Origin of the sequence: Streptomyces sp. Ru71 (assembly GCF_002920535.1) — a bacterium.
In the GTDB taxonomy this organism is placed as follows: domain Bacteria; phylum Actinomycetota; class Actinomycetes; order Streptomycetales; family Streptomycetaceae; genus Streptomyces.
Map to the genome: position 1 here is coordinate 128,444 of NZ_PQSS01000006.1, position 21,942 is coordinate 150,385.

General features: G+C 71.2%; 12 protein-coding genes. 1 reads left to right on the plus strand and 11 read right to left on the minus strand.

The annotated features are described in order from the left end of the window. Window positions 1–100 precede the first annotated feature (100 nt). The 8 genes from C3489_RS06080 to C3489_RS06115 all read right to left on the minus strand — a co-directional run bounded on the left by C3489_RS06080 (window position 101) and on the right by C3489_RS06115 (window position 16,079). A complete protein-coding gene (locus C3489_RS06080) occupies window positions 101–1,513 on the minus strand; it encodes an extracellular solute-binding protein (protein ID WP_103780643.1) in 1,413 nt (470 codons plus the stop codon). Window positions 1,514–1,784: 271 nt separating this feature from the next. Then, window positions 1,785–6,071 (minus strand): discoidin domain-containing protein, encoded by a 4,287-nt coding sequence (locus C3489_RS06085; protein WP_103780645.1) that lies wholly within the window; start codon window positions 6,069–6,071, stop codon window positions 1,785–1,787. Between the two features lie 210 nt (window positions 6,072–6,281). Further along, window positions 6,282–9,680: a CARDB domain-containing protein gene (locus tag C3489_RS06090; RefSeq protein ID WP_103780743.1), complete on the minus strand. Its 3,399-nt coding sequence runs from the start codon at window positions 9,678–9,680 to the stop codon at window positions 6,282–6,284. Window positions 9,681–9,933: 253 nt separating this feature from the next. Beyond that, the gene (locus tag C3489_RS06095; protein ID WP_103780647.1) at window positions 9,934–10,944 is read right to left on the minus strand and encodes a LacI family DNA-binding transcriptional regulator; all 1,011 of its coding nucleotides are present in this window, start codon (window positions 10,942–10,944) and stop codon (window positions 9,934–9,936) included. A gap of 140 nt (window positions 10,945–11,084) precedes the next feature. Next, window positions 11,085–12,335 carry a PP2C family protein-serine/threonine phosphatase gene (locus C3489_RS06100; RefSeq protein ID WP_103780649.1) on the minus strand — a complete coding sequence of 417 codons (1,251 nt, stop codon included), beginning with the start codon at window positions 12,333–12,335 and terminating at the stop codon, window positions 11,085–11,087. A gap of 162 nt (window positions 12,336–12,497) precedes the next feature. Further along, window positions 12,498–14,063: an NAD(P)/FAD-dependent oxidoreductase gene (locus C3489_RS06105; RefSeq protein WP_103780651.1), complete on the minus strand. Its 1,566-nt coding sequence runs from the start codon at window positions 14,061–14,063 to the stop codon at window positions 12,498–12,500. 69 nt (window positions 14,064–14,132) lie between these two features. Continuing rightward, window positions 14,133–15,122, minus strand: coding sequence for an ornithine cyclodeaminase family protein (locus C3489_RS06110; RefSeq protein WP_103780653.1), 990 nt, complete (start codon window positions 15,120–15,122; stop codon window positions 14,133–14,135). 138 nt (window positions 15,123–15,260) lie between these two features. After that, window positions 15,261–16,079 (minus strand): isocitrate lyase/phosphoenolpyruvate mutase family protein, encoded by an 819-nt coding sequence (locus C3489_RS06115; protein ID WP_181139515.1) that lies wholly within the window; start codon window positions 16,077–16,079, stop codon window positions 15,261–15,263. A 163-nt stretch (window positions 16,080–16,242) separates the two neighbouring features. On the opposite strand from C3489_RS06115, the gene C3489_RS06120 reads away from it, so the two are divergent. Continuing rightward, window positions 16,243–16,998 (plus strand): DUF6585 family protein, encoded by a 756-nt coding sequence (locus tag C3489_RS06120; protein WP_103780657.1) that lies wholly within the window; start codon window positions 16,243–16,245, stop codon window positions 16,996–16,998. A 41-nt stretch (window positions 16,999–17,039) separates the two neighbouring features. Here the strand turns inward: C3489_RS06120 and C3489_RS06125 are convergent, their stop codons facing one another. From C3489_RS06125 to C3489_RS06135, 3 genes are read right to left on the minus strand one after another with little or no spacing between them, the layout of a single operon-like run. After that, complete coding sequence (locus C3489_RS06125) at window positions 17,040–18,413, minus strand: MFS transporter (RefSeq protein ID WP_103780658.1); 1,374 nt, start codon at window positions 18,411–18,413, stop codon at window positions 17,040–17,042. An 8-nt stretch (window positions 18,414–18,421) separates the two neighbouring features. Next, window positions 18,422–20,434 (minus strand): PEP/pyruvate-binding domain-containing protein, encoded by a 2,013-nt coding sequence (locus tag C3489_RS06130; RefSeq protein ID WP_103780660.1) that lies wholly within the window; start codon window positions 20,432–20,434, stop codon window positions 18,422–18,424. Further along, window positions 20,431–21,804: an acetyl-CoA carboxylase biotin carboxylase subunit family protein gene (locus C3489_RS06135; protein ID WP_103780662.1), complete on the minus strand. Its 1,374-nt coding sequence runs from the start codon at window positions 21,802–21,804 to the stop codon at window positions 20,431–20,433. The genes C3489_RS06130 and C3489_RS06135 overlap by 4 nt, the downstream gene beginning before the upstream one ends. Window positions 21,805–21,942 lie beyond the last annotated feature (138 nt).

Here is a 21,942-nt window from a genome sequence, read left to right on the forward strand (position 1 = left end):
TCGCGGTCCAGGACGGGGACCTCATCAGGTCGCCGGCGGCGTCCGTGGGGGCGCCGCTCGTGGCGGGGGCGGGCCCTGGGCTCTCCCCCGCCGGGGACGGTCACTGGTTGGCCAGGACCTGGTTGACCTGTGCCTCGGCCGTGGACAGCAGCTTGTCGATGTCGGCGTCCTTGTCGGTGAGGATGCCGGACATGACGTTGTCGAGGACCTTGTAGATCTCCTGGGCCTTGGGCGGCTCGGCCTTGCCGGGCACCGGGTTGTCCATGAAGGTCTTGAAGTTGGCGACCGGCATGGTGGCGTTGGCCTGGCGGGCGGCGTCGTCCTTCTTCTTCGACTCGCCCAGCCAGAAGTTGGGCTGCGGGACGCCGACGGGCAGCTGGTCGGCCTTGGTGCGGGCCCAGTCGAACTGGCCCTTGCCGACGGTGAGGTTCTTTTGGTTCAGCCAGGCGACGGCGGCCTTGATCTTGTCGGCGGAGATCCCCTTCTTGATCATGTAGTTGTTGCCGCCGGCCAGCGTGTTCTTTCCGCCGGGGATCGGGCCCATGCCGAAGTTCTCGTACTTGGCGCCGAGTTGCTGGACCATGTAGGCGATGTCGTCGGGCGCGGCGAGGAACATGCCGAGCTTGTCGGTGGCGATCTGCTTCTGCAGGTCGCCCCACTTCAGCAGTTGGGTCTTGCCCATGCTGTCGTCCTCCCAGCGCATGGCGTGGAGGTTGTTGGCGACCTGCCTGCCGATCTCGTTGTTGAAGGCGGCCTTCTTGCCGCTGGTGTCGACGATGTCGCCGCCGAGGCTGTACATCTGCGCGGTGAAGTGCCAGCCGCCGGTGTTGGCGGCGCTGTAGTCGCCGTAGCCGGCGATGCCGTTGCCGAGTGCGGCGATCTTCTTGGCGGCGGTGCGGACCTCCTCCCAGGTGCGCGGCGGGTTGTCGGGGTCGAGGCCGGCCTGCTGGAACAGCTTGCGGTTGATGAGCAGACCCATCGTGTAGTTGCTGGTGGGCAGGCCGTAGAGCTTGCCGTCGTGCTTGAGCGAGCCGAGGACGCCCGGGTCGATGTCCTTCAGCGCGGGGACGGTCTTGTCGTTGACGTAGGCGGTGATGTCCTCGGCGCCGTCGTTGTCGAGCACCTGCGGCAGGTCGGTGAAGTAGGTGTAGAACACGTCCGGTTGTGACTTGGCCTTGAGCATCGCGGTGAAGCGCGGCGGCTCCAGGCACTGGCCGGGGGTGGAGCGGCCCTCGATGGTGACGTTCGGGTAGATCTTGTTGAACGCGGCGACGTCCTCTTTCCACTCCTTCAGCTCGGCCGCCTTCGCCGCCGGGGGCATGCAGTCGATGGTGATCGTCACCTTGGTCTTCGGGTCCAGCGGCGCGGCCGGGTCGGAGGACCCGCCGGCGGAGTCGCCGCCGCCGTTGTCGCTGCTGCTCGTGCCGCAGGCGGCGAGAGCGGTGAGCGTGAGAGCGGAGACGATGACGACCGCGCCGGTGCGGCGGGTACGGCGGAGCCGGGCTGTTCTCATGGGTGGTCCCTTCGGACAGGAACGGTGAGGTGGCCCCGTCGCCGATGCGTGGTGGGGCGTGATGGTGCGTGATGGGGCGTCGCACACTCAACCACCGTCGACAAGTGAACGCAATATCTCGCGCAGATTTCGTAATTCCTCGACAGAAGAGGGAAGACAGCCTTCCGCCGACGTCGCCACGCCGGCAACACGCAGGCAGGCCGGCGCAAGCCCGCACCGAGCTCGCACCGGCCCTCCGGCCCCTGTCGGGCACCCTCACGGGCGCCAGCCGCTAGGGATTGATGTTGATCTTGAAGGTGGAGGTGGTGTTGCGTATGTCGACGGCGTTGTTGCTCATCTCCAGCCCGTTGAACGTCACTTCGCCCACCGCCGGGCCCTGGTTCGGCTCGGGCATCTCGTTGGCCCACAGACCGAAGCCGGACTTGGCGTCGAAGGCGTCACCGCTCTTGCGGGCACCCGTGATCGAGATGTCGGTGAAGACGGTGTCCTTGATCGGATTCACCGGTTGGCCGTTCAGGTACTGCGTCTGGAACATGATCCCGCTGTAAGTGGGATCGACGATGTCGACGTGGTTCACCCTGATCCCCTGGAAGACCTTCGACGCGGAGAACAGCCAGATGCCCGGGAAGGTCTGCCGGCCCCAGAAGTGGCCGCCGGCCCGGACGACGGAGATGTTCTCGAAGGTCGTCGGATCGGTCCCGAAGCCGTTCATCGGATAGCCGAAGTCCAGCGACGAGATGGTGATCCCGGAGTAGGTCAGCGTGTCCGCGATATGGATGTTGCGGAAGGTGTTGTTGTAGCCGCCGTAGACGGCCACACCCGCGGCACGCCAGGTCAGGGTGGTGGTGAGGTTCTCGTAGACGTTGTTCTTCTCGTCCGCGCCGCCCGCGTCGATCGCCGAGAACAGCGCGAAGCTGTCGTCGCCGGTGGCGCGCGCGTCGTTGTTGGTGACGAGGTTGTCGGTGGAGCCGTTGGTCATGTTGACGCCGTCGGCGAACAGGTCGCGGATGCGCGAGTTCCTGATGGTCATCCGGTCGGTGTTGGCGCCCCAGTACAGGCACACCATGTGCTCGTTCCAGATGTCGTCGATGACGATGTCGGACACGTTGGAGAAGTCGAACACCTTGCCCGGTCCGTCGATGCGCGAGGTGTAGTTGCCGAAGTAGGCGAACCCCTTGAACACCGAGCCCTTGGCCGACGCCTCCGCGCGGAAGCCGATGTCCGTGTTCTCCTGCGAGGCGGGCGCGTGGAAGGTCGTGAACCACGGCCCGGCACCGACCACCTGCACCGCCTTGCCGTACACCTGGAACTTGCTCGACGTCTCGTAGTCGCCGGGCGGCAGATAGACGCCGACGAGCTTGCCGGTGGTGTCCATACGGACCTTGTCCAGCGCGTCCTGCACCGCCTGGTGCGTGAACCCGGTGGGCACGACGTACATGGCCGGGTCGGGGTTGGCGACCGGCGTGGCCTGCTCCAGGTTGACGAAGTCGATCGCGTACGTCGAGGTGTTCGCGGCGTCCTTCTGCAGCCGGATCCTGCTGCCCTTGGGCACGGTCTCGCCGAGGAGGAGGTGCGCCTCGTCGTAGATGTGCCGCGGGGCCCCGGCGCTCGGGGAGTTGCCGGGCGATGCCTCGGCGCCGTACAGCCAGGCGTACTTGGAGGTCAGCGGCAGGGCCTTCTTGAAGACGCCGTCGACGTAGACGTCGATGGTCGAGTCGATGCCGCCGCCGCCCGGCGCGTCCGGGATGGAGAACCGGGTCACCAGCGTGTTGGTCGCGGCGCGGGTGGTGAACTCGACGTACTCACCGGTCGCGTCGAGGCTGACGGCCTTGCGGCCGGAGGCCTCACCGGCGATGTCCCCGATGGTGCGGTTGGGTCCCACGACGGTGGCTCCGCCGCCGACCGTGCCGTCCTCCGCCTCGTACATGTCGTACGGCATGTGGGCGCCGCGCCCGACGAACAGCGGCTGGCTTGAGGTGTTGTTCGGGCGCTTGACCGGCAGTTCGTTGGCGTCGTCGGCGATCACCGTCTTCACCGTGTACGAGCCGTTGGCCGCGGTCCACGGGCCGAGCTCCACGTCCACCGAGGCTCCGGCGGCCAGAGTGCCGCTGTAGGCGCCGCTCAGGGTCTTCACCGTGGCGCCCTGGGAGTCGGTCAGGGTGAGCGTGACGGCGTGGCTGCCGGCGGCGCTGGCCTTGTTGCCCTGGTTCTTCAGCGACACCTTGAAGGTGACGGTGTCCCCGGCCGCCGGACTCGACGGCGAGGTGCTCACCGAGGCCGCGACGAGGTCGGAGCTCTCGACGGGCTTGACCACCAGCGAGGTGGGGCTGGTGTAGGTGTTATTGGACTCGTTCTGCTCGATCACCGCGCCCGACTCGTCGGCGACGGCGCTGAGCTGGTAGGTGCCGGCCTCGCGCTGCCCCAGGGAGGCGGTGACAGTGGTCTGCGCGCCGGCCGCCAGCGGACCGACCTGCGCGGTGGCGACCTTGGTGCCGCCCAGCCGCACGGCCACGCTGCTCGCCGGGGCGTCGGCCGGGCCACTGTTGCGCACGGTGGCGGAGACAGTGATCGGGTCCGACTCCACCGGCGCGGCCGGCGAGACGGTCAGCCCGGTGACCTCCAGGTCCGGGTTGGGCGCCGGGACCCCGATCACCTGGAACTCGGCCAGCTGTCCGGCGGCGGAGCCGGAGTTGGCGGTGAACTTCAGCTGTACGTCGGCCACGCGCGCGGAGACGGGCACCGTGACGGTGTTGCCGTCGGCCGGGTCGAACGTGTAGCTCTTGGCCGCGACCAGCGAGGTGAAGCCGCCGGCGCTCTGCTCCCGGCCGAGGACCTCGATGGTCTGCGTGCGCTTGGACCAGGCGGAGTCCGGGTTGAGCTTGAGCACCAGGTGGTCGACGTCGGCGTTGGCGCCGAGCTTGACGGTCAGGGTGTTCGGGTAACTGCCGCCCGCGCCCTCCCAGTACGTGGCGACGTTGTTGTCGTTGGCGTTCTCGGCGACGTAGGTGTACACCACGGACGAGGCGCTGATCGGCTTGCCGACGGCCAGGTCGGAGCCGCCACCGCCGCTGCCGTTGCGGGTGACGCTGTTGCTCGGCGCCGACTGGTTGCCGGCCGCGTCCCTCGCCCGCACCGTGTAGGCCACCGTGCTCGTGGCGGGCTGGGTGTCGGTGTAGGTGGTGACGTCGCCCGCGACGGTGGCCCGAAGGATGTTGTTGGCGTAGATCTCGTACTTCGCCACGCCGACGTTGTCCGAGGAGGCGGTCCAGGTCAGCTTGATCCTGCCGTCGCCGGGCTCGGTGAAGGCCAGGTTCCCGGGCGCCGTGGGGGCCTGGGTGTCGCCGGTGTCGCCCTTGCGGGTGACGGTGTTGCTGTTGGCGGACTGGTTGCCGGCAGCGTCCCTGGCCCGGACGTAGTAGGACACGGTCTCGCTGGTCGGCCGGGTGTCGGTGAAGGTGGTGACGTCACCGCCGACGCTGCTCAGCAGCGTTCCGTTGGCGTAGATGTCGTACCCAATCACGCCGGTGTCGTCGGTGGCGGCGTTCCAGGTCAGCCGGATCTGGCCGGTGGCCGGCTCGGTGAGCGCGAGGTTGGCCGGGGCGCTGGGCGCCTGGGTGTCGCCGGTGCCGGGGCCGTAGATCTCCAGCTCGGAGACCTGGGCGGCGGGCTGGACGGTGTTGGCGGTGACCAGCACGCGTACGTACCGGGTGGTGGTGGCGTCGAAGGAGATGCTGGCCGCGTTGCCGCTCGCGGGGTCGAAGCCGTAGGCGCGGGAGGCCGTGAGGTCGGTGAAGTCGCTGCCGTTGGTGCTGCCCTGGATCTTCAGTGTCTGGCTGCGGGTTTCCCAGCCGGCGGGCAGGCGCAGGACGACGCGGTCGACCCGCACGGAGGAGCCGAGGTCGGCCTGGAGCCACTGCGGGAAGGCGTTGTTGGCGCTCTCCCAGTACGTGGCCCGGTTGCCGTCGTTGGCGTTGCCGGCGGCGTAGACCTGTGTGGTGCTGCTCGCGGTCAGGGTGCGGCCTGCGGCGAGGTTGGCCGACGACCCGGTGGCGGCGTGCACCTCCAGCTCCGACAGCTGCGCCGCCTGCCAGCCGGTGTTGGCGGTGACGGCGATCCGCACGAACCGGGTCTGGGTCGCCGGGAAGGCGATCGTCACCGTGTTCGCGGAGGCCGGGCTGAAGGTGTAGGTGGCGCTGGTCTTCAGGGTGCTGAAGCTGGTGCCGTCGGCGCTGCCCTCGACGGAGAGGGTCTGGTTGCGGCTCTCCCAGCCGGCGGGCAGCTTCAGGACGACCTCGTCGACGCGCTCGGTGGTGCCGAGGTCGGTCTGCACCCACTGGGGGAAGTCGGATCCCGCGCTCTCCCAGTACGTGCCCTGGTCGCCGTCGGTGATGTTCGGCGCCGCGTACCCGCTGTGGGCGCTGCTCGCCGACGCGGTGTCGCCCAGCGCGATGTTCGGTCCCCCGGCGGCCCGGGCGGCCAGCACCGGGCCGCCCAGTGCCAGAAGGCTGGTCACGATCACGGTGCTCAGGCTCCGTGATCTCCATCTGCGGATTGTCATCGGTCCTCTGTCTCTCCCCGTTGCCGTTGTTCACTTCTTCGTTCTGTTTATTTTTTGCGCTTGCGGCACAGAGAGTTGCAGAGGATCGTCCGAACGTCTACGGCTCGGGGCCACGTCTTGTTCGGCGCTCGCCCCTTTCGCGAGGGCGCGGAAGGGCATGCCGGTACGGCGACCCGCCGCGGGCGGACCGCCGTACCGTTGTCGCGGACCTCAGCCGCTGCGGTTGATGACGAACTGCGATCCGGGCTCGACCACCACGTCTCCCTGGGCGGAGCCGGTGATGGTCACGTCGGTCAGGGTCGCGCTGCCGCGTGCCCCGCCCATGGCGAGGATGCCGGAGCCGTTGTTCGACTTGTCGATGGTGACGTTCTGGATCCGCACGCCGGGTGTGGCGCCGCCTCCCGTCTTGAACTGGATGCCGTCGTAGGTGGAGTCGTGGATGTCGATGTCGCGGATCGTGACACCCGGGATGTCCTGCCCCTGGGCGAAGAGGGTGATGGCGCCGAACTCCTGCGCCTCGCCCCAGAAGGCGCCGCCGGTGCGGTACAGGCCGTTGTTCGCGATCAGGGTCTGCCCCGAGAAGGGCAGCGGGTCGTGGTCGGTGGCCAGCATGATCCCCGGGTAGTTCATGGTGTCGGAGACCAGGTTGTTCTCGATGCTGTTGCCGTAGCCGCCGTAGACCGCGATGCCGTTGGCCCGCCACGGCAGCTGGACCGTGTTGTTGCGGAAGTGGTTGTCGTGGCCGATGTCGACGGCGGGGTCCTTCACGTACTTGTTGGCCCATACGGCGAGCGCGTCGTCGCCGGTGTTGCGGAACGAGCAGTTGTACACGGTCGAGTTGCGGGTGCCGTTGGTGAAGTTGACGCCGTCGGCGTAGGTGTCGCGGATGCGGACGCCGCTGAACTCCAGGCCGTCGCCGGGCCCCCACAGTTCGGGGATGTTGGAGTAGTCGCGGCCGACCCAGGCGCCGACGTTGGCGTGCTCGATCCACACATTGGTGATCCTGGTGTTCTTGCCGAACCGGCCGTTGAGCGCGACCCCGCCCTCGGCCCCGCCGTCGCCGCCGCGGATGGTGCCGGAGCCGAAGATGGCGATGTCGGCGATCTTGGTGTTGTCGTCGATGTCGAAGCCGAAGTTGCCCTCGTGCGGGTGGTTGATGCCGCCCGCGTCCTGCGGCGGGATGAGCGAGTAGAGCTGCGAGTGCCACATGCCGGCGCCGCGCACGGTGACGTCCCGGATGCCGACCTGGTTGTACTGGCCCCGGTTCAGCGGGTCGTCGGTGAGGATCTTCTTCTCCTGGCGCCACTGGCCCGCGGGGATCCACACGCAGGGGATCTGCCCGTTCTGGTCGGCGGTGACGGCACGCTGGATGGCGTCCGCGTCGTCGATGCCGTCGTTGGGCACCGCCCCGTAGTCGGTGATGGAGACGCACTCGGCGGGCTTGGCGGCCGGTGGCGCCACCTGTTCCAGGTCGATCAGGTCGACGATGTAGAAGGCGGCGGTGTCGTCCGTGTCCCGCTGGAGCCGGAACCTGGTGCCGGCCGGATAGGTCTCGGTGAGCAGGGCGTGGGACTCGTCGAAGAGCCGCCGGGCGTCGCCCCCGGGCCGGTTGGTCAGTCCCTCCGGGTCGTCGGTGGTGCCGTAGAGCCAGCTGTGCTTGGAGGACAGGGTGAGCTTGCGGACGAACGTGCCGTTCGCGTAGAGGCTGATGGTCGCCTCCTGTCCCCCGCCGCCCGGCGCGTCCGGGATCGAGTTGCGGACGACGACGGAGTTCGACGGCGTGGTGGAGGTGAACTCCACGTACTGGCCTGTCGAGTTGAGCCGTACCGATCTGCGGCCGGAGGACTCGGTGGCGAAGTTGGTGTGCCCGAAGGTGCGCTTGGCGTCGGTGGTCAGCAGAGTGCCGTCGTAGCGGCCGTCCTCCGCCTCGTACTCCACGAAGGGCACGGCGGCGCCGCGTCCGACGACGAGGGAGCGGGCGTAGGTGTTGTTGTCCTCGTTGGTCTCCTTGACCACGTCGGTGGCGTCTGCCGTGGCGGCGAGCGTCGCCCCGCCGTCGGTGGCGGTCCAGGTGCCGGGGACGGCGACCGTGAGGGACTCCCCCGCCGCGACGGCGCCGGTCGTGGCGTCGAGGGTGGTACCGGCGACGGTCAGGCGGGTGACGGTGCCCGCGGGTGCGGTGGTGGTGCCGCGGTTGTGCACGGTGACGGCGAAGGAGACCTTGGCGCCGGCCGCCGGGCTGCTGGGGTTGGTGGCGATGCCCGTGACGGTCAGGTCCGGGCCGGGGCTCTGGGCGACGACCAGTTTCGTGGCCGCGGTCCGGCTGTTGTTGGAGTCGTCCTCCTCGGTGACGGTACCGGTCGGGTCGACCACCCCGGAGACCGTGTACGAGCCCATCGGGCGCTTGCCCACGGTCACCGGAACAGTCGCCGAGGCGCCGGCCGCGAGGGGCCCCACGGCGGCGGAACCGGCGACCGTGCCTTCGAGGCTGACGGTCACGGTGGTGGCGGGCGCGGGCGCGGTGCCGGCGTTGCGCACGGTGGCGTTCACCGTCACCGGGTCCGCCTCGGTGGGTGCGGCCGGGTTCCAGGTCAGGTCGGTGACCGTGAGGTCCGGGTTGGGCGCCGCCGTACCGACGACCTGGAACTCGGCGACCTGTCCGCCGGGGGCGCCGGAGTTGGAGAAGAAGGTCAGCCGGACGTCGGCGTAGCGGCCGGTGACGGGGATGGTCACGGTGTTCTGTCCGGCGGACGGGCTGAAGGCGTAGTCGGCGCGCGCCTTGAGCTGGACGAAGTCGGTCGCCGACTGCTCACGCCCGAGCACCTGGAGGGACTGCGTGCGCGGCCCCCACACCGGGTCCGGGTTGAGCTTGACCACGACCGCCTGCAGGTCGGCGTTGGCGCCGAGCTTCACGGTCAGGCCGGCCGGGAAGCCGGACGACTCCCAGTAGGTGCCGGTGTTGTCGTCGTTGGCGTTGGCCGCGACGTAGTTCTGGGTGGTCGAGGTGGCCTCGATGGGCTTGTTGCGCGCGAGGTTCGAGCCCTGGGCCGGCGGCGGGTCGGTCGGGTCCTGTCCCTGGCCGTAGACCTCCAGCTCGGACAACTGGGCGGCGTTCCATCCGGTGTTGGCGCTCACCTGGACGCGGACGTACCGGGTGGTGGCGGCGCCGGTGTCGATGCTCACCGTGTTGGCCTGCGCCGGGGTGAAGACCCGGGCGGCGGAGCCGGCGAGCGTGGTGAAGGCGCTGCCGTCGGCGCTGCCCAGGACGGCCAGGGTCTGCGTGCGCGCCTCCCAGGTGGTGGGCAGCTTCAGCACCACCCGGTCGACGCGGACGCCGGCGCCCAGGTCGACCTGCACCCATCCGGGGAAGGATCCGGCGGGGCCTTCCCAGTACGACTGCTGACCGCTGTCGGTGACATTGCCGGCCGGGTAGCCGTCGTGGGCGCCGCTCGCGCTCGCCGGCTTGCCCAGAGCCAGGTTCACCTCGGCTGCGGCCGCCCCCGCGCCGGCGGACGCGGCGTAGGCGCCGACGGGCAGCAGCCCGAGGGCGAGCAGTGCTGCTGTCAGGGCGCCGACGGTGAGCCGCCGGCGCGCGTGTCTCCCTCTCATCATGGCCTCTCCGTGATCCGGCCGCGGTGCATGACCAGTGGTGTACTGCGACGTATGGCTGCAGTTTTGAGCGAATTCGTCGAATATTTGCGTCGTTGACGAGACAGGTTTCTATCAGATGAAGACTTTGTCAACGGCCGTCACAGTGCGGGGAGTCCGGGGCCAGGGCAGCGCACGGCTGCGGAAACGACGCGGCGCCGGCACCCGGGGAGGTTCCCCGGATGCCGGCGCCGGCGGGTGAAGTGGCGGAGGGTCAGCTCGCAGGGGCCTGCGCGGTCGAGCCGCGGACCACCAGTTCGGGCTCGAACAGCAGCTCACCGGGGTGGGCCTGGGTGCCCTGGATCTGGGCGCACAGCAGCTCCACCACGGCCCGCCCCATCGCCTCGATGGGCTGGCGGACGGTCGACAGGGGCGGCTCGGTGCAGCTCATGAACGCGGAGTCGTCGAAACCGACGACCGAGACGTCCCCCGGCACGGACAGCCCCCGGCGGCGCACCGCTCTGATGGCCCCGAGGGCCAGGGGGTCGCTCGCGCACACAATGCCGGTGACGCCCCGCTCCAGCAGTCGCGCGGCAGCCGCCTGACCGCCCTCCAGCGAGAAGATCGACCGCACCACGAACTCGTCCGGCAGCGCGGACCCGGCCGCCTGCGCCATGGCCCGCGCGGCCTGGAGCTTGCGGCCCGACGGGACGTGGTCACCGGGGCCGAGGACCAGGCCGATCCGCTCGTGCCCCAGCGAAGCCAGATGGCGCCAGGCCTGCTCCACGGCGACGGCGTCGTCGCACGAGACGCAGGGGAAGTCCAGCCCCTCGATGGAGGCGTTGATCAGGACCACCGGGATGTTGCGCTCGGCCAGCTGCCGGTAGTGCTCGTGCGGCGCGTCGGCCTGCGCGAACAGTCCGCCGGCGAACACCACACCGGAGACCTGCTGCTGCAGCAGGAGTTCGACGTAGTCGGCCTCGGAGACGCCGCCCTGCGTCTGCGTGCACAGCACCGGCGTCAGCCCCTGCTGAGCCAGGGCGCCCCCGATCACCTCCGCGAACGCCGGGAAGATGGGGTTCTGCAGCTCCGGCAGCACCAGGCCGACCAGTCGGGCACGCTCGCCGCGCAGCTGCGTCGGCCGCTCGTAGCCCAGGACGTCCAGCGCCGTCAGCACGGCCTGCCGTGTCGCCTCGGAGACACCGGGCTTGCCGTTGAGGACACGGCTCACCGTGGCCTCGCTGACCCCCACCTTCTTAGCCACCTGAGCAAGTCGTCGCGTCATACACGCAAGGCTAGCGCAAAAAGCGCAAACAGATTACGCGTCTGGCTCGTCCGCCAAGCCAGTCCCACGCAAGCGGGTGCAAGAGGGGAGTCGGCCGTCCAGTCGTCCCGGCACGCTCGCCGTCACCGACGTCCCGTCGCTCAGAGCCGCAGGATGGTCAAGGCGATGTCGTCCCGGCTGCCGCCGGAGACACCGAGGCGTGCCAGTGCCTTGTCGGCGAGCCGCTCGGGCCCGAGGCCGCCGCATTCGCCGAGCGCGTCCATCAGGCGGCCCAGGCCGGCGTCGATGTCCTCGCCCCGTCGTTCGATCAGCCCGTCGGTGTACAGCACGAGGGTGTCGCCGGGTCGGTAGGGCAGGCTGGCCTGGGGGCGGGGGACGTGCTGGGGGCGGGCGCCCAGGGGCGGATCGGTGGCCTGGTCCAGCAGTTCGCAGCGTCCGTCGGGGTGGAGCAGCACCGGGGGCGGGTGGCCGGCGCTGCTGTAGGTGATCAGGCGGCTGCGGGTGTCGACGAGCGCCTGGAGGGCGGTGGTGCCCAGGGCCCCCTCGACGGACCGGGAGTACAGGCCGAGGACCTCCAGGGCCTGGGCGGGGCGTTCCAGGGCGCGGATGGCGGCGGACAGGGCGCTGCGGAGCATGCCCATGACGGCGGCGGCCTCCAGGCCGTGGCCGATGACGTCGCCGACGGCGAGGGCGAGTTGGTCGGGCGGGATGTCGGCGACGTCGTACCAGTCGCCGCAGACGTTGAGGGAGCCGGTGGCGGGCAGGTAGCGCACCGCGATGTCGCCGTGCTTGGCCAGGTCGGGGACGTGGAGCATGGCCTTCTGCAGGGTGAGGGCGACCTCGCGTTCGCGGGTGTGGGCCTGCCGCAGTTCCTCGTTGAGCACTTGCAGCTCGCGCGCCCGTGCGTACAGCTCGGCTTCCAGGGCCTGGGCCTGCTCCAGGCGCTGGCCCACCCGGATGCCGGTGGGGTGGGTGGCCTGGTGGGCCTTGACGAACGCGGTGACGTCCTCGACCCGGTGGATGATGTAGGCCACCTCCCCGTCCGGGCCCAGGACGGGGGTGTTCACCGGTGACCACCAGCGCTCCTCGAAGAGTCCCGGCCGGTTCATGACCGGGATGTCGTACTTCTGCAGCGCCATGGTGTCCGTCCTGCCGGTGGACAGGACCCGGTGCAGGGATGCGCCCAGGTTGCGGACCCCGTCGGCCTCCGGGTCGGCGGGGTTGTCCGGGAACGCGCTGAAGATCTGCCGGCCGAGCAGATCCTCCCGGGTGCGTCCGGTGGCGTCCAGATAGGCGCGGTTCACGTCGACGATCACCAGGTCCGGGCCCAGTACCAGGTAGGGGCTCGGTGTGGCGGCGAACAGCGCCGCGTGATCGACCAGCGATGCCATCGGTGGCACTCCCTTCCGCCCCAACGGCTCATGTTCAACCTACGTGCGAACCTGCGAGTACGCCCGCTCGGAAGGGGTGCTCACCCCGGCTGCGTCAGCGGACGCCCGGCCGGCGCGCGGGGCATCGGGCGAGCCGGGCGCGGGAGGGGGCGAGCCGACGGCTCATGCGCCGAGGACGGCCATCGCGGCGTTGTGGCCGGGGATGCCGCTCACGCCCCCGCCGCGGACGGCGCCGGCCCCGCACAGCAGCACGTTGGGGTGCGGCGTCTCCACACCCCACAGTCCCGTCGCCTCGGTCGCGTAGGGGAAGACCAGCGAGCGGTGGAAGATGTTGCCGCCCGGCAGCCGCAGCTCGCCCTCCAGGTCGAGGGGTGTCTTGGCCTCGATGCACGGGCGGCCGTCCGCGTCGAGCGCGAGGCAGTCGGCGATGGGCTCGTCGAGGACGGAGTCGAGTTCGGCCAGTGCGGCCTTGGTCAGCGCCTCCCGGGCCGCGCGGTTGTCGTCGGCGAACAGCCTGGCCGGTGTGTGCAGCCCGAACATCGTCAGGGTGTGGCAGCCCTGGGAGGCCAGCTCGGGCCCGAGGATCGTCGGGTCGGTCAGCGAGTGGCAGTAGATCTCCGAGGGCGGCGCGGAGGGGAGCCGGCCGGCGGCGGCCTCCTGGTAGGCGCGCGCCAGCTGGTCGTAGCTCTCGGAGATGTGGAACGTGCCCGCGAAGGCGTCCTCGGGGTCGACGGCGGTGTCCCGCAGCCGCGGCAGGCGGCGCAGCAGCATGTTGACCTTGAGCTGGGCGCCCTCGGCGGGTTCGGCGACGGTGTCCCCGAGCATCGCGGCCAGGGCCTCGGGTGAGGCGTTGACCAGCACCTTGCGGGCGCCGACGGTGGCCTCGCCAAACCCGTCGTCGTACGTGACCGAGCCGAGCCGCTCGTCGGGCTCGATACGGACGACCTCGTGTCCGGTGACGAGCTCGGCGCCCGCTTCCCGCGCCACCCGGGCCAGCTCCCCGGTGAGGGCGCCCATGCCGCCGACGGGCACGTCCCAGTCGCCCGTGCCGCCGCCGATGACGTGGTAGAGGAAGCAGGCGTTCTGGGCCAGCCCGGGGTCGTGGGCGTCGCTGAACGTGCCGATGAGGCCGTCGGTGAGCACGACACCGCGGACGACGTCGTCCTGGAAGCGGTCCTCGATGGCCACCCCCAGCGGCTCCTCGAACAGCGTCCGCCAGGCGGCGTCGTCACCGATGCGGGCCCGCAGGTCCTCGCGGCTCGGGAGCGGTTCGGTGAGCGTGGGGAACACCCGCTGGGCGACCCGCGCGGTCATGCCGTAGAAGTCCCGCCAGGCGGCGTACTCGGCGTCGGAGCCGGTGAACCGCCGGAAGGCCTCCCGGGTGCGCTCCTCGCCGCCGCCGACCAGCAGGCCCGTGGCGCGGCCCTCGCGGACGGCCGGGGTGTAGGAGGAGATGGACCGCTTGCGCACCTGGAAGCGCAGCCCCAGATCGTCCACGATCTTCGCCGGCAGCAGGGACACGAGGTAGGAGTAGCGCGACAGGCGCGCGTCCAGGCCGGCGAAGGCCCGGGTCGACACCGCCGCACCCCCGGTGGTGCCGAGCCGTTCGAGCAGAAGGACGGAGCGTCCGGCGCGCGCCAGGTAGGAGGCGGCGACCAGGCCGTTGTGGCCACCTCCGACGATCACGACGTCGTAGATGTCCCGGGAGATCGAGGGGTTGCGAGGCATGTCCCTTGCTAACACGCCGCGGAGAGCGGCAACAAGGCCGCGGAGCGGCGACAGGAGCGGGCATCGGCGTCACCCCAGGGCGATCTCCTCGCCGATCGACTGATCGCGGGCGGCGGCGACGACCAGGGCCGCGGCCGCGGCGTCCTGCACCGCGACGCCGACCGATTTGTAGAGGGTGATCTGGTCGGGCGAGGTGCGTCCCGGTCTGCTGCCGGCGACGAGTTCGCCCAGCTCTGCGTGCACGTGCTCGGCTGTGATGAGGCCGTCGCGGATCGGCACCAGCAGGTCGTTGCTGCCCGCCGGGAAGGGCGCCAGCGCGGCCCGCCGCGATTCGACGCACACCAGAGCCTCGGCGACCGTGGCGTCGTCGACCTCGCGGCCGGCCGGGTTGTAGCCGACCGACGTGATGTGCACCCCGGGTGTCAGCCAGGGGCGGCGGATCACGGGGTGGAGGGCGTGGGTGGTCGCGGCGGCGATGTCCGCGCCGTCGAGCGCATCGGCGTAGCCGGATGCCGCACGGACCTCGGCCTCCAGCACGGACGACAGCTCCTCGGCCAGCGCGGCCGCTTTCGCCGGGTCCCGGCCGGCCACCCGGATCTGCCGGACGGGACGGACCCGGCAGATCGCGCGGGCGTGGGACCGGGCCTGCACCCCGGTGCCCAGGATCGCCAGCACCGCTGCGTCCTCGCGGGCCAGCAGCCGTACCGAGAGCGCCGAGCAGGCGGCGGTGCGTGCCGCGGTGATGACCGTGCCGTCCAGCAGCGCCACGGGCTCGCCGGTGTCCGGATCGAACACCACGATGAGGGCCTGGTGGGTCGGCAGCCGGGTGCCGGCATTGTGTGGGAAGAGGGAGACCAGCTTGCTCATGAGCACCCCGGCCGACGGGACGAAGCCGGGCATCGCCGCCAGGAACCCCTCACGCTCGCGCACCAGCGCGGCGACGCGGTCAGGGGCCGAGGCGTGGCCCGCGCTGAGGTCCGCCATCGCCGGGGCCAGCGCGTCGATCAGCGCGTCCATGTCGAGCAGGGCCTCGACGTGCGAGCGCCCCAGTACGAGCATGTGCGCCACCTCCTGATGCCCTGCCGGCCCAAGCCACTCGGTCGAAGCGTCGACCGGGGGCCGCCGGCCCCTGGCGGTGACACGCCGCCCTCCTGACCACTTTCATCCGTACACGCGGGCCGCCCGGACCGCTTTCGGTCAGCGTGCGCCGGGGAACAGGCCGTTGAGCTCCGGGAAGGGCAGGGCACCGGTGAGCGGCTGGTAGTCGCCGGTGTCGTACAGCTGCCGCGCCGCGTGGCGGGCGGCGGTGTAGGCGGTCTGGGCGACGCCCGAGCCGAGGCTGACGCGGGCGACGCCGAGGGCGCCCAGCTCGGCGACGGCGGGTGCTCCGGGGCCGGCCATGACGTTCAGCGGTACGTCGATGCCCGCGGCCAGTTCCGCGAGGGTGGCGGTGTCGGTGACGCCGGGGACGAAGATGCCGTCGGCGCCGGCCTCCACGTACCCGCGCGCCCGCTCCAGGGTGTCCTTCAGCCGGGTGGCGGGGTCGCCGAGTCCGAAGAGGTAGGTGTCGGTGCGGGCGTTGAGGAAGAGGGGCACGCCCGCGCGGTCCGCCGCGGCCCGGGCCGCCGTCAGCCGTGCCGCGAGGTCGGCCGGAGGCCGGGTGCCGTCCTCGATGTTGACGCCCACGGCGCCCGCTTCCAGCACCCGGGTCACGGTCCGGGCGACGCCGGACGCATCCTGCGCGTACCCGCCCTCGATGTCGGCGGTGACCGGTACGCCGACCACCGCGACGATCCGGGCGATCAGGTCCACCACCTCGTCGGCGGAGAGGGTCTCCCCGTCCGGCCGGCCGAGCGACCAGGCCGTCCCGGCGCTGGTGGTGGCGATGGCGGGTGCCCCCGCGGCCTCGATGACACGGGCGCTGGCCACGTCCCAGGCGTTGGCGAGCGCGAGCGGGCGTGCGGGGTCGTGCAGGGAGCGGAAGAGGAGGGCTTTGTCGATGTGCGCTGTGGTCATGCGGTCAGCCAACCAACGCGTCCCGCCTCCTGTCCGGCGAGAATCCGACACCATCGTCTTCCGGCTCCGTGACCGCCGAGAGGCCCCCGGCGCGTACCGGCGCCGGACCCGGCCGCACAATGGTCGCCGGTTTTCTCAATCAGCACGGCAAGGAGCACGGCTCATGGCAAGATCCACCGCTCAGCAGGACCCTGGACGGACAGCGGCCCATCAGGAGCCGCCTCCCGGGACCGAAGGGCTCGGACAGCTGTGGGAGACGTTCCTGCCGCAGCGTGCGGGCACCGTGCGGCTGGCCACGCTCCTGCTCATGGGAACCGTGTCGTTGATCCTTCCTCCTTTGGGCGCCTACTTCTTCTGGCTCGCCGCCCAGACGCCCAATCTCTCGCGCAGGCAGGCTGCCCGCCGACTGCACCTCTTCGAGCACGGCCTGGCCGAGGTGGGCAGGAACGGCGAGGTCTCCGTCTTCCGCTGGGACTCGATGACCGTGCTGCAGGAGATCACCGAGCGGTACGCCAACGGCGTCTACGTCGGGACCACCTACGTCTACACGCTCTACCGGGAGGACGGTACGACGCTCAAGGTGACCGGCTTCTACGCCCAGCCCGAGCGCTGGGGCCCGGCCATCCAGCAGGAGATCACCCGGGCCCAGCTGCCCGGGCTGCTCGCCGGGCTGGAGCGGGGCGGCACCCTGGCCTACGGGGAGCTCTCGGTGAACCTGGGCGGCGTGGCCACGCCGAAGGGCAGCCTGACCTGGCCGGAGGTCGATAGCGCCGAGCTCTCGCAGGGAGTACTGGTGTTGCGCAGGGCCGGCAAGAAGCTGCCCTGGGCGAGGATTCCGGTGAAGAAGATCCCTAACCTCTGCCTCTTCCTCGCCCTGGTCGACCGGCTCCGCCACGGTGGCCCGCGCCAGGGGTTCTGACCGCCCCCTGCCCCCCGGAACACGTGCGGCGACGCCCGGGGCTACTTCGGCGTCGTGTCGCGGATCGATGGGATCGCCGTCCGCAGGGGAAGTCCTGACGGCGGCTGCGCGGCACCCTCGTCCACCGGTAACGGAACGGGCTCTTCCACTTCCCGTCGCCGTGTGCCGGGACGCGGAAGAGCCCGTGCCCGGGGCTCGCGTGCCCGGCGCAGCCCCAGGTGCAGGGCCGGTATCAGGACGCAGGTGACCGCGGCGCTCTGCCACAGCAGTGCGTCGAGCCGGCCGGCCGCGAGGTACGCGCCCGCCGCGACCGCTGCCAGCGCGCACACCCCGCGGTCCACGATGCTCTCCACGGACAGCAGCGTGGCGCGCGGCGCGTTCGCCGGGACGGCGTCGTTGACGAGCTTGCGCTGCACGGGGTAGACGAACCCGGTGATCGCGGCGAACGCGCACAGCAGCGCCGGCACGAGCCAGGGCCCGCCGAGGGTGGTCGCCGCGAGGGCCACGGCGAGCGCCACACTCAGCAGGGACACCCACTGGACCGGCGACAGCCGGCGGCTCAGCCACTGCGGACGTGCCGAGGCCACCGCTTCGGCCACCGTCATGGCCGCGAGCACGGTGCCGTGGGTGCTCTCCCCGATCCCGTGGGCCAGCAGCACCGGTTGGAAGAGGTTCACCTGACAGATGCGTGCCAGGGTGAACACGGCCACGCCCTGCGCCATGAGCAGGGGCAGCCAGGGTGAGACGCGCAGGGCTCGCAGGGCGGCACCCGTGTCGCGCAGGAGGGTCCCGCCGCGCCGCCCGGTGTGCGCCGGGCACGGGCCGAGGCGGGGCAGCGCCAGGGCGCAGAGCAGCGACCCGGCGGCGCCGGCCGCGCTGAGCACGTACGGGGCCGGCTCGGCCAGCGCCATCAGCGGGCCGACGAGCGGCCAGCAGACGACCTTGGCGGCCAGCCCGAGGGACCGTGCCTGGCCCTCGGCGCGCAGATAGTGGGCGTCCGCCCCCTCGGCACGCAGAGCGTCGTACAGATAGGCGCTCGCCGCGCCCGACGCGAGCGAGCGCCCGGCCGCGATGGCGAGGAAGTGCACCAGGAAACCGGTGTAGGACGGGGCCAGGACCGGTGCCAGGTTCGCGGCCGTCATCACGATCGCGCCCACACTCAGGCAGTTGCGGGCGCCGATGCGGTCGGCGACGACACCGGTCGGTATCTCGAACAGGCAGAAGGCGATGTAGTAGATGCTCTGGATGCCGAAGATCTGGCCGTCGGACAGACCCGCGTCGCGCTGGTAGGCGTAGAAGACGGGCATCCACCACAGCAGGTTGAACAGCAGCTGGAAGCCGTTGTTCAGGCGGATGACGCGGCGGGCCACCGGGGAGGCGACCGGCTCGGCGCGACGGTGTGAGCGTGCGGGCATACGGCCGCTCACCGGGCGTAGGGGCGGATCTGGACCAGGTGGAAGACCCCTTGGTCCGTCATCAGCCACTCGATGTCCAGCGCGTCGTCGGGGTCGTTCGCGCTGAAGTGGGACTGCAGCAGGCGTCCGGCGAGGGCCAGCCGGGCCAGGGCGGCACGGGTGCCCGGTGGCAGGTCCTGGCCCGCGGAGCCGACGTCGAGCGTGCGCCCGCCTCCCTCGACGGTGTTGTACAGGTACTGCGCGGGGAGCACCGTGCCGTCCACCACCCGCTCCGGCGAACCGGGCGTGCAGTTCACGTACACGTTGCGGAAGTCCTCACGCCGGGTCGGGTTGCAGGTCACCAGCACGCCCCCGAGGCTCGCCGGCACGTACTCCTGGACGATCACGCCCATGTAGGTGTCGTCCAGGCAGATGCCGACCTGGTGCCGCAGGCGCACACTGCGCGGCGACAGGAGCGACGCCCACACCTGCCGTACGGCGTCCATGAGCTGCCGCGCTCCGCGTACCGTGGTCACCGAGTCGTAGATCCCGGCGGCGGAGAAGCCCGGCAGGTCCTCGGCGTTGGAGGAGGAGCGCACCACCATGCGGCGCCCGTCCGCCAGCAGCCTCGGCACCGACGACGTGATGGCCCGGGCCACCTCCTCGGGCACGGGCGTGCTGCGCACCAGGTGCTGGAGGTTCAGGCACAGCGGGTCCATGATGTCGAACGCCTCAAGTTCCAGGGCCATCTTCAGCTTGCCGATGCCCTGCTGGAGGGCGGGCGAGGAGGTGAGGAACAGGTGGTGCAGGCGGAACGGCAGCGCCACGCCTTCGGGGGCGCGGACGGTCCATGCGACGTACCGGGCCGCGGCGGCTCGCAGCCGCTCCCGTGAGGCGTCCTGCTCGCCCAGCCGAGCGCTCAGATGGCCGAGGAGGTCGCGGCGCGGCGGGCGCGGGCGGGCGTGGAACACCGACAGGTCGGCGGTGCGGCTGTCCAGGACGTGGTGGAGTTCTCCGAGGTTGGCCGCCTTGGTGCCGTAACTGTCGCGGTCGGTGCGCCGCAGCCGGTGCAGGGCGAGGACGGGGGCCTCCTCCAGTAGGGGCGTCTCGATGCGGATGCGCTGCTGGTGCCAGGCGGGCCGCTTCAGGTCCGGTGCGGCGGACAGCGGCTCCAGGGTGACGGTGTCCTCGCTCACCCGGTAGCGCACCCAGGCTCCGTCCAGGCCGTCGCGCCGCACGAGGGTGTCGAGGTCGCGGACGATCGCGTTCGGGATGCCCCACCCCGAGGCCAGCACATTGGTGTGCGAGAGCGGTGTGACCGGGGCGGTGTTGATGAAGCCGGCGACCCTCGGCACGTCGTCGGGCAGGTGGGGCATCGCGACGATGTCCGACCAGCCGAGTTCCGCGGCGGCGGCCTCGTACTCGGCCGGGGTGCGGAAGTGACGCAGGCGGCCCTCGGCCTCTCCGGGATTCAGGCAGGTGCGCGTGCGGTCGCCGAACAGTTCGTGGCTGAGGATGCGCGGGACCACCGCCTCGCTGATCGGGGCCAGTTCCGTTTCCTGACCGTGGTTGGCGGGCTTCAGCAGGAGCGGGAGCCGGCCGTCCACCCGGCCGCGCACATAGAGGTAGAACTCCTCCAGCAGCGCGCCGTGCATGGTGTCCGCCTCGGTCGTCTCCAGCACCAGGAAGGGGCTCTCGGAGCCGTCCGCCGCCCGGTCGGTGTGCAGGGACAGCACACCCAGCAGGAACCGGCGTTCCGGGTCCGTGTACACGGAGGCGTTGAACGCGTCCAGTCGGGCGTCGAGTTCGTCCATGCTCATGCCGAGGACGCGGGTGGCGATGTAGTCGACGTGGAAGGGGTGGGCCTGGGTGTCGAGCAGGTGCCAGGTGCACTCCTGCCGGTCGACCACGACCTTCAGGTAGGGGTGCCCGGCGAGCACCCCGGACAGGGTGCGGAACAGCGGCAGCGACAGGTTGGCGCCGACGACGGTGCGGTCCTCGCCGGCCCCTGCTGTGCCGGTCCGGTCGAGTGCGGAGGTCATGCCCGCGCTCCTTCCGCGCAGTGCACGGGCAGGATGTCCGGCAGGGCGTCCACGAGGGCGGTGAAGTCCCGGACGACGGTCTGCGGCCGGTCCGCGTGCAGCAGGCACAGCGCTGCCATGGTGTTGGCGCCCGCGGCCGGATCGTAGACGGGGACGGGGGTGCCGTCCGGCAGCGAGCTCTCCCCCACGACGGACAGGGTGCTGCCGGCACTGACCGGGGCGGAACGCACCACCGAGGCGGAGTCCCACAGGTGCCGGTGCCGCCACGGCTCGCCCGCGCCGTCCACGGCGAGCACCACCAGTGATCCCGCCGCGCCCTTGGCGTCCTCGGGCGTGAGCGTCCTGGTCGGCCAGTCGGGCGAGCCGCCGAGCAGCTGGTCGGTGAACAGGGCGATCAGGTCGAGCCCGAAGGTCTCCTCGATCTGCGGCACGGTCATCGCGCCGCCGAAGCGCGCCGCCGTCTCGATCACCCACATACGGCCGCGCGCGCCCAGCTTGATCTCGGTATGGGTGCCGCAGTTCTCCAGGCCGAGCGCCTCGACCGCCTGCCGGGCCAGTTCCACGATCCTGGCCTGGGCCTCGCCGGTGACCGCGGCCGGGGTGATGCCGGCGCGCTCGGTGAACGGCGCCACGGTCGGCATCCGGCCGCTGACGCACACCGGCCGGAAGACGCCCTCGACGACCACGCCCTCGACGCTGACGTAGTCGCCCCAGCCCGGCCCCTCGAACCAGTCCTCGGCGCGGCCGCTGACGATCTCCTCCACGATGAAGTCCTCGCCGGCACCCGCGACATGGAGCTCGGCGTATCCCAGGCGGGCCGACTCCGTCATCACCGCGTACGAACGGGCCCAGGCCGCGGGGGCGTCCGCGGGCTGTCCGATGATCTGGTGCGCGGTCGATCCGGCGCTCCAGGCCGCCTTCAGCAGCAGCGGGCACCGTAACTCCTGGGTGGCCGCGGCCAGTTGCTCCGCCGTCGCGACGGCCCGGAACCGGGGCTGGGGTATGCCCTGGCGCTCCCAGGCGCCGCGCATGAGGCGCTTGTCCCGGGCGAGGGCCGCAGCGGGACCGGCGCCCCGCAGCCCCAGCCGGCGCGAGGCCTCGGCGACCGCGACCACCGCGTACTCGGAGAAGGTGACCACCGCGTCCGCGCCGACCTCTCGGGCACGGGAGGCGATGAGTTCGACCAGGTCGCCCTCGTCGGCGGCCCCGCGTGCGACGACCGAGGCACACAGCCCCCGCACGCCCGCCGCACGGTCGGCCGGCAGTTCGCTGAGTGCCAGCAGGTGCACCTCGGACCTCGCGGCCACCCTGGGCAGGGCGTACCCGATCGGGGGCCCGCCCTTGGCATGCACGTACAGCACCTTCGCCACGGAACTCCAACTCCTTCTGTCTCCGGGGGGCTTCGTGTTTCGTCGGTCTCTTTCCAGCGAAGCAGTCCGGTTGCCCGCCTCTCGCCTCGCCGAGCGCGGTCGTCTCGGGCAAATGCCTGAGTCGGGAGGGGAGTTGCC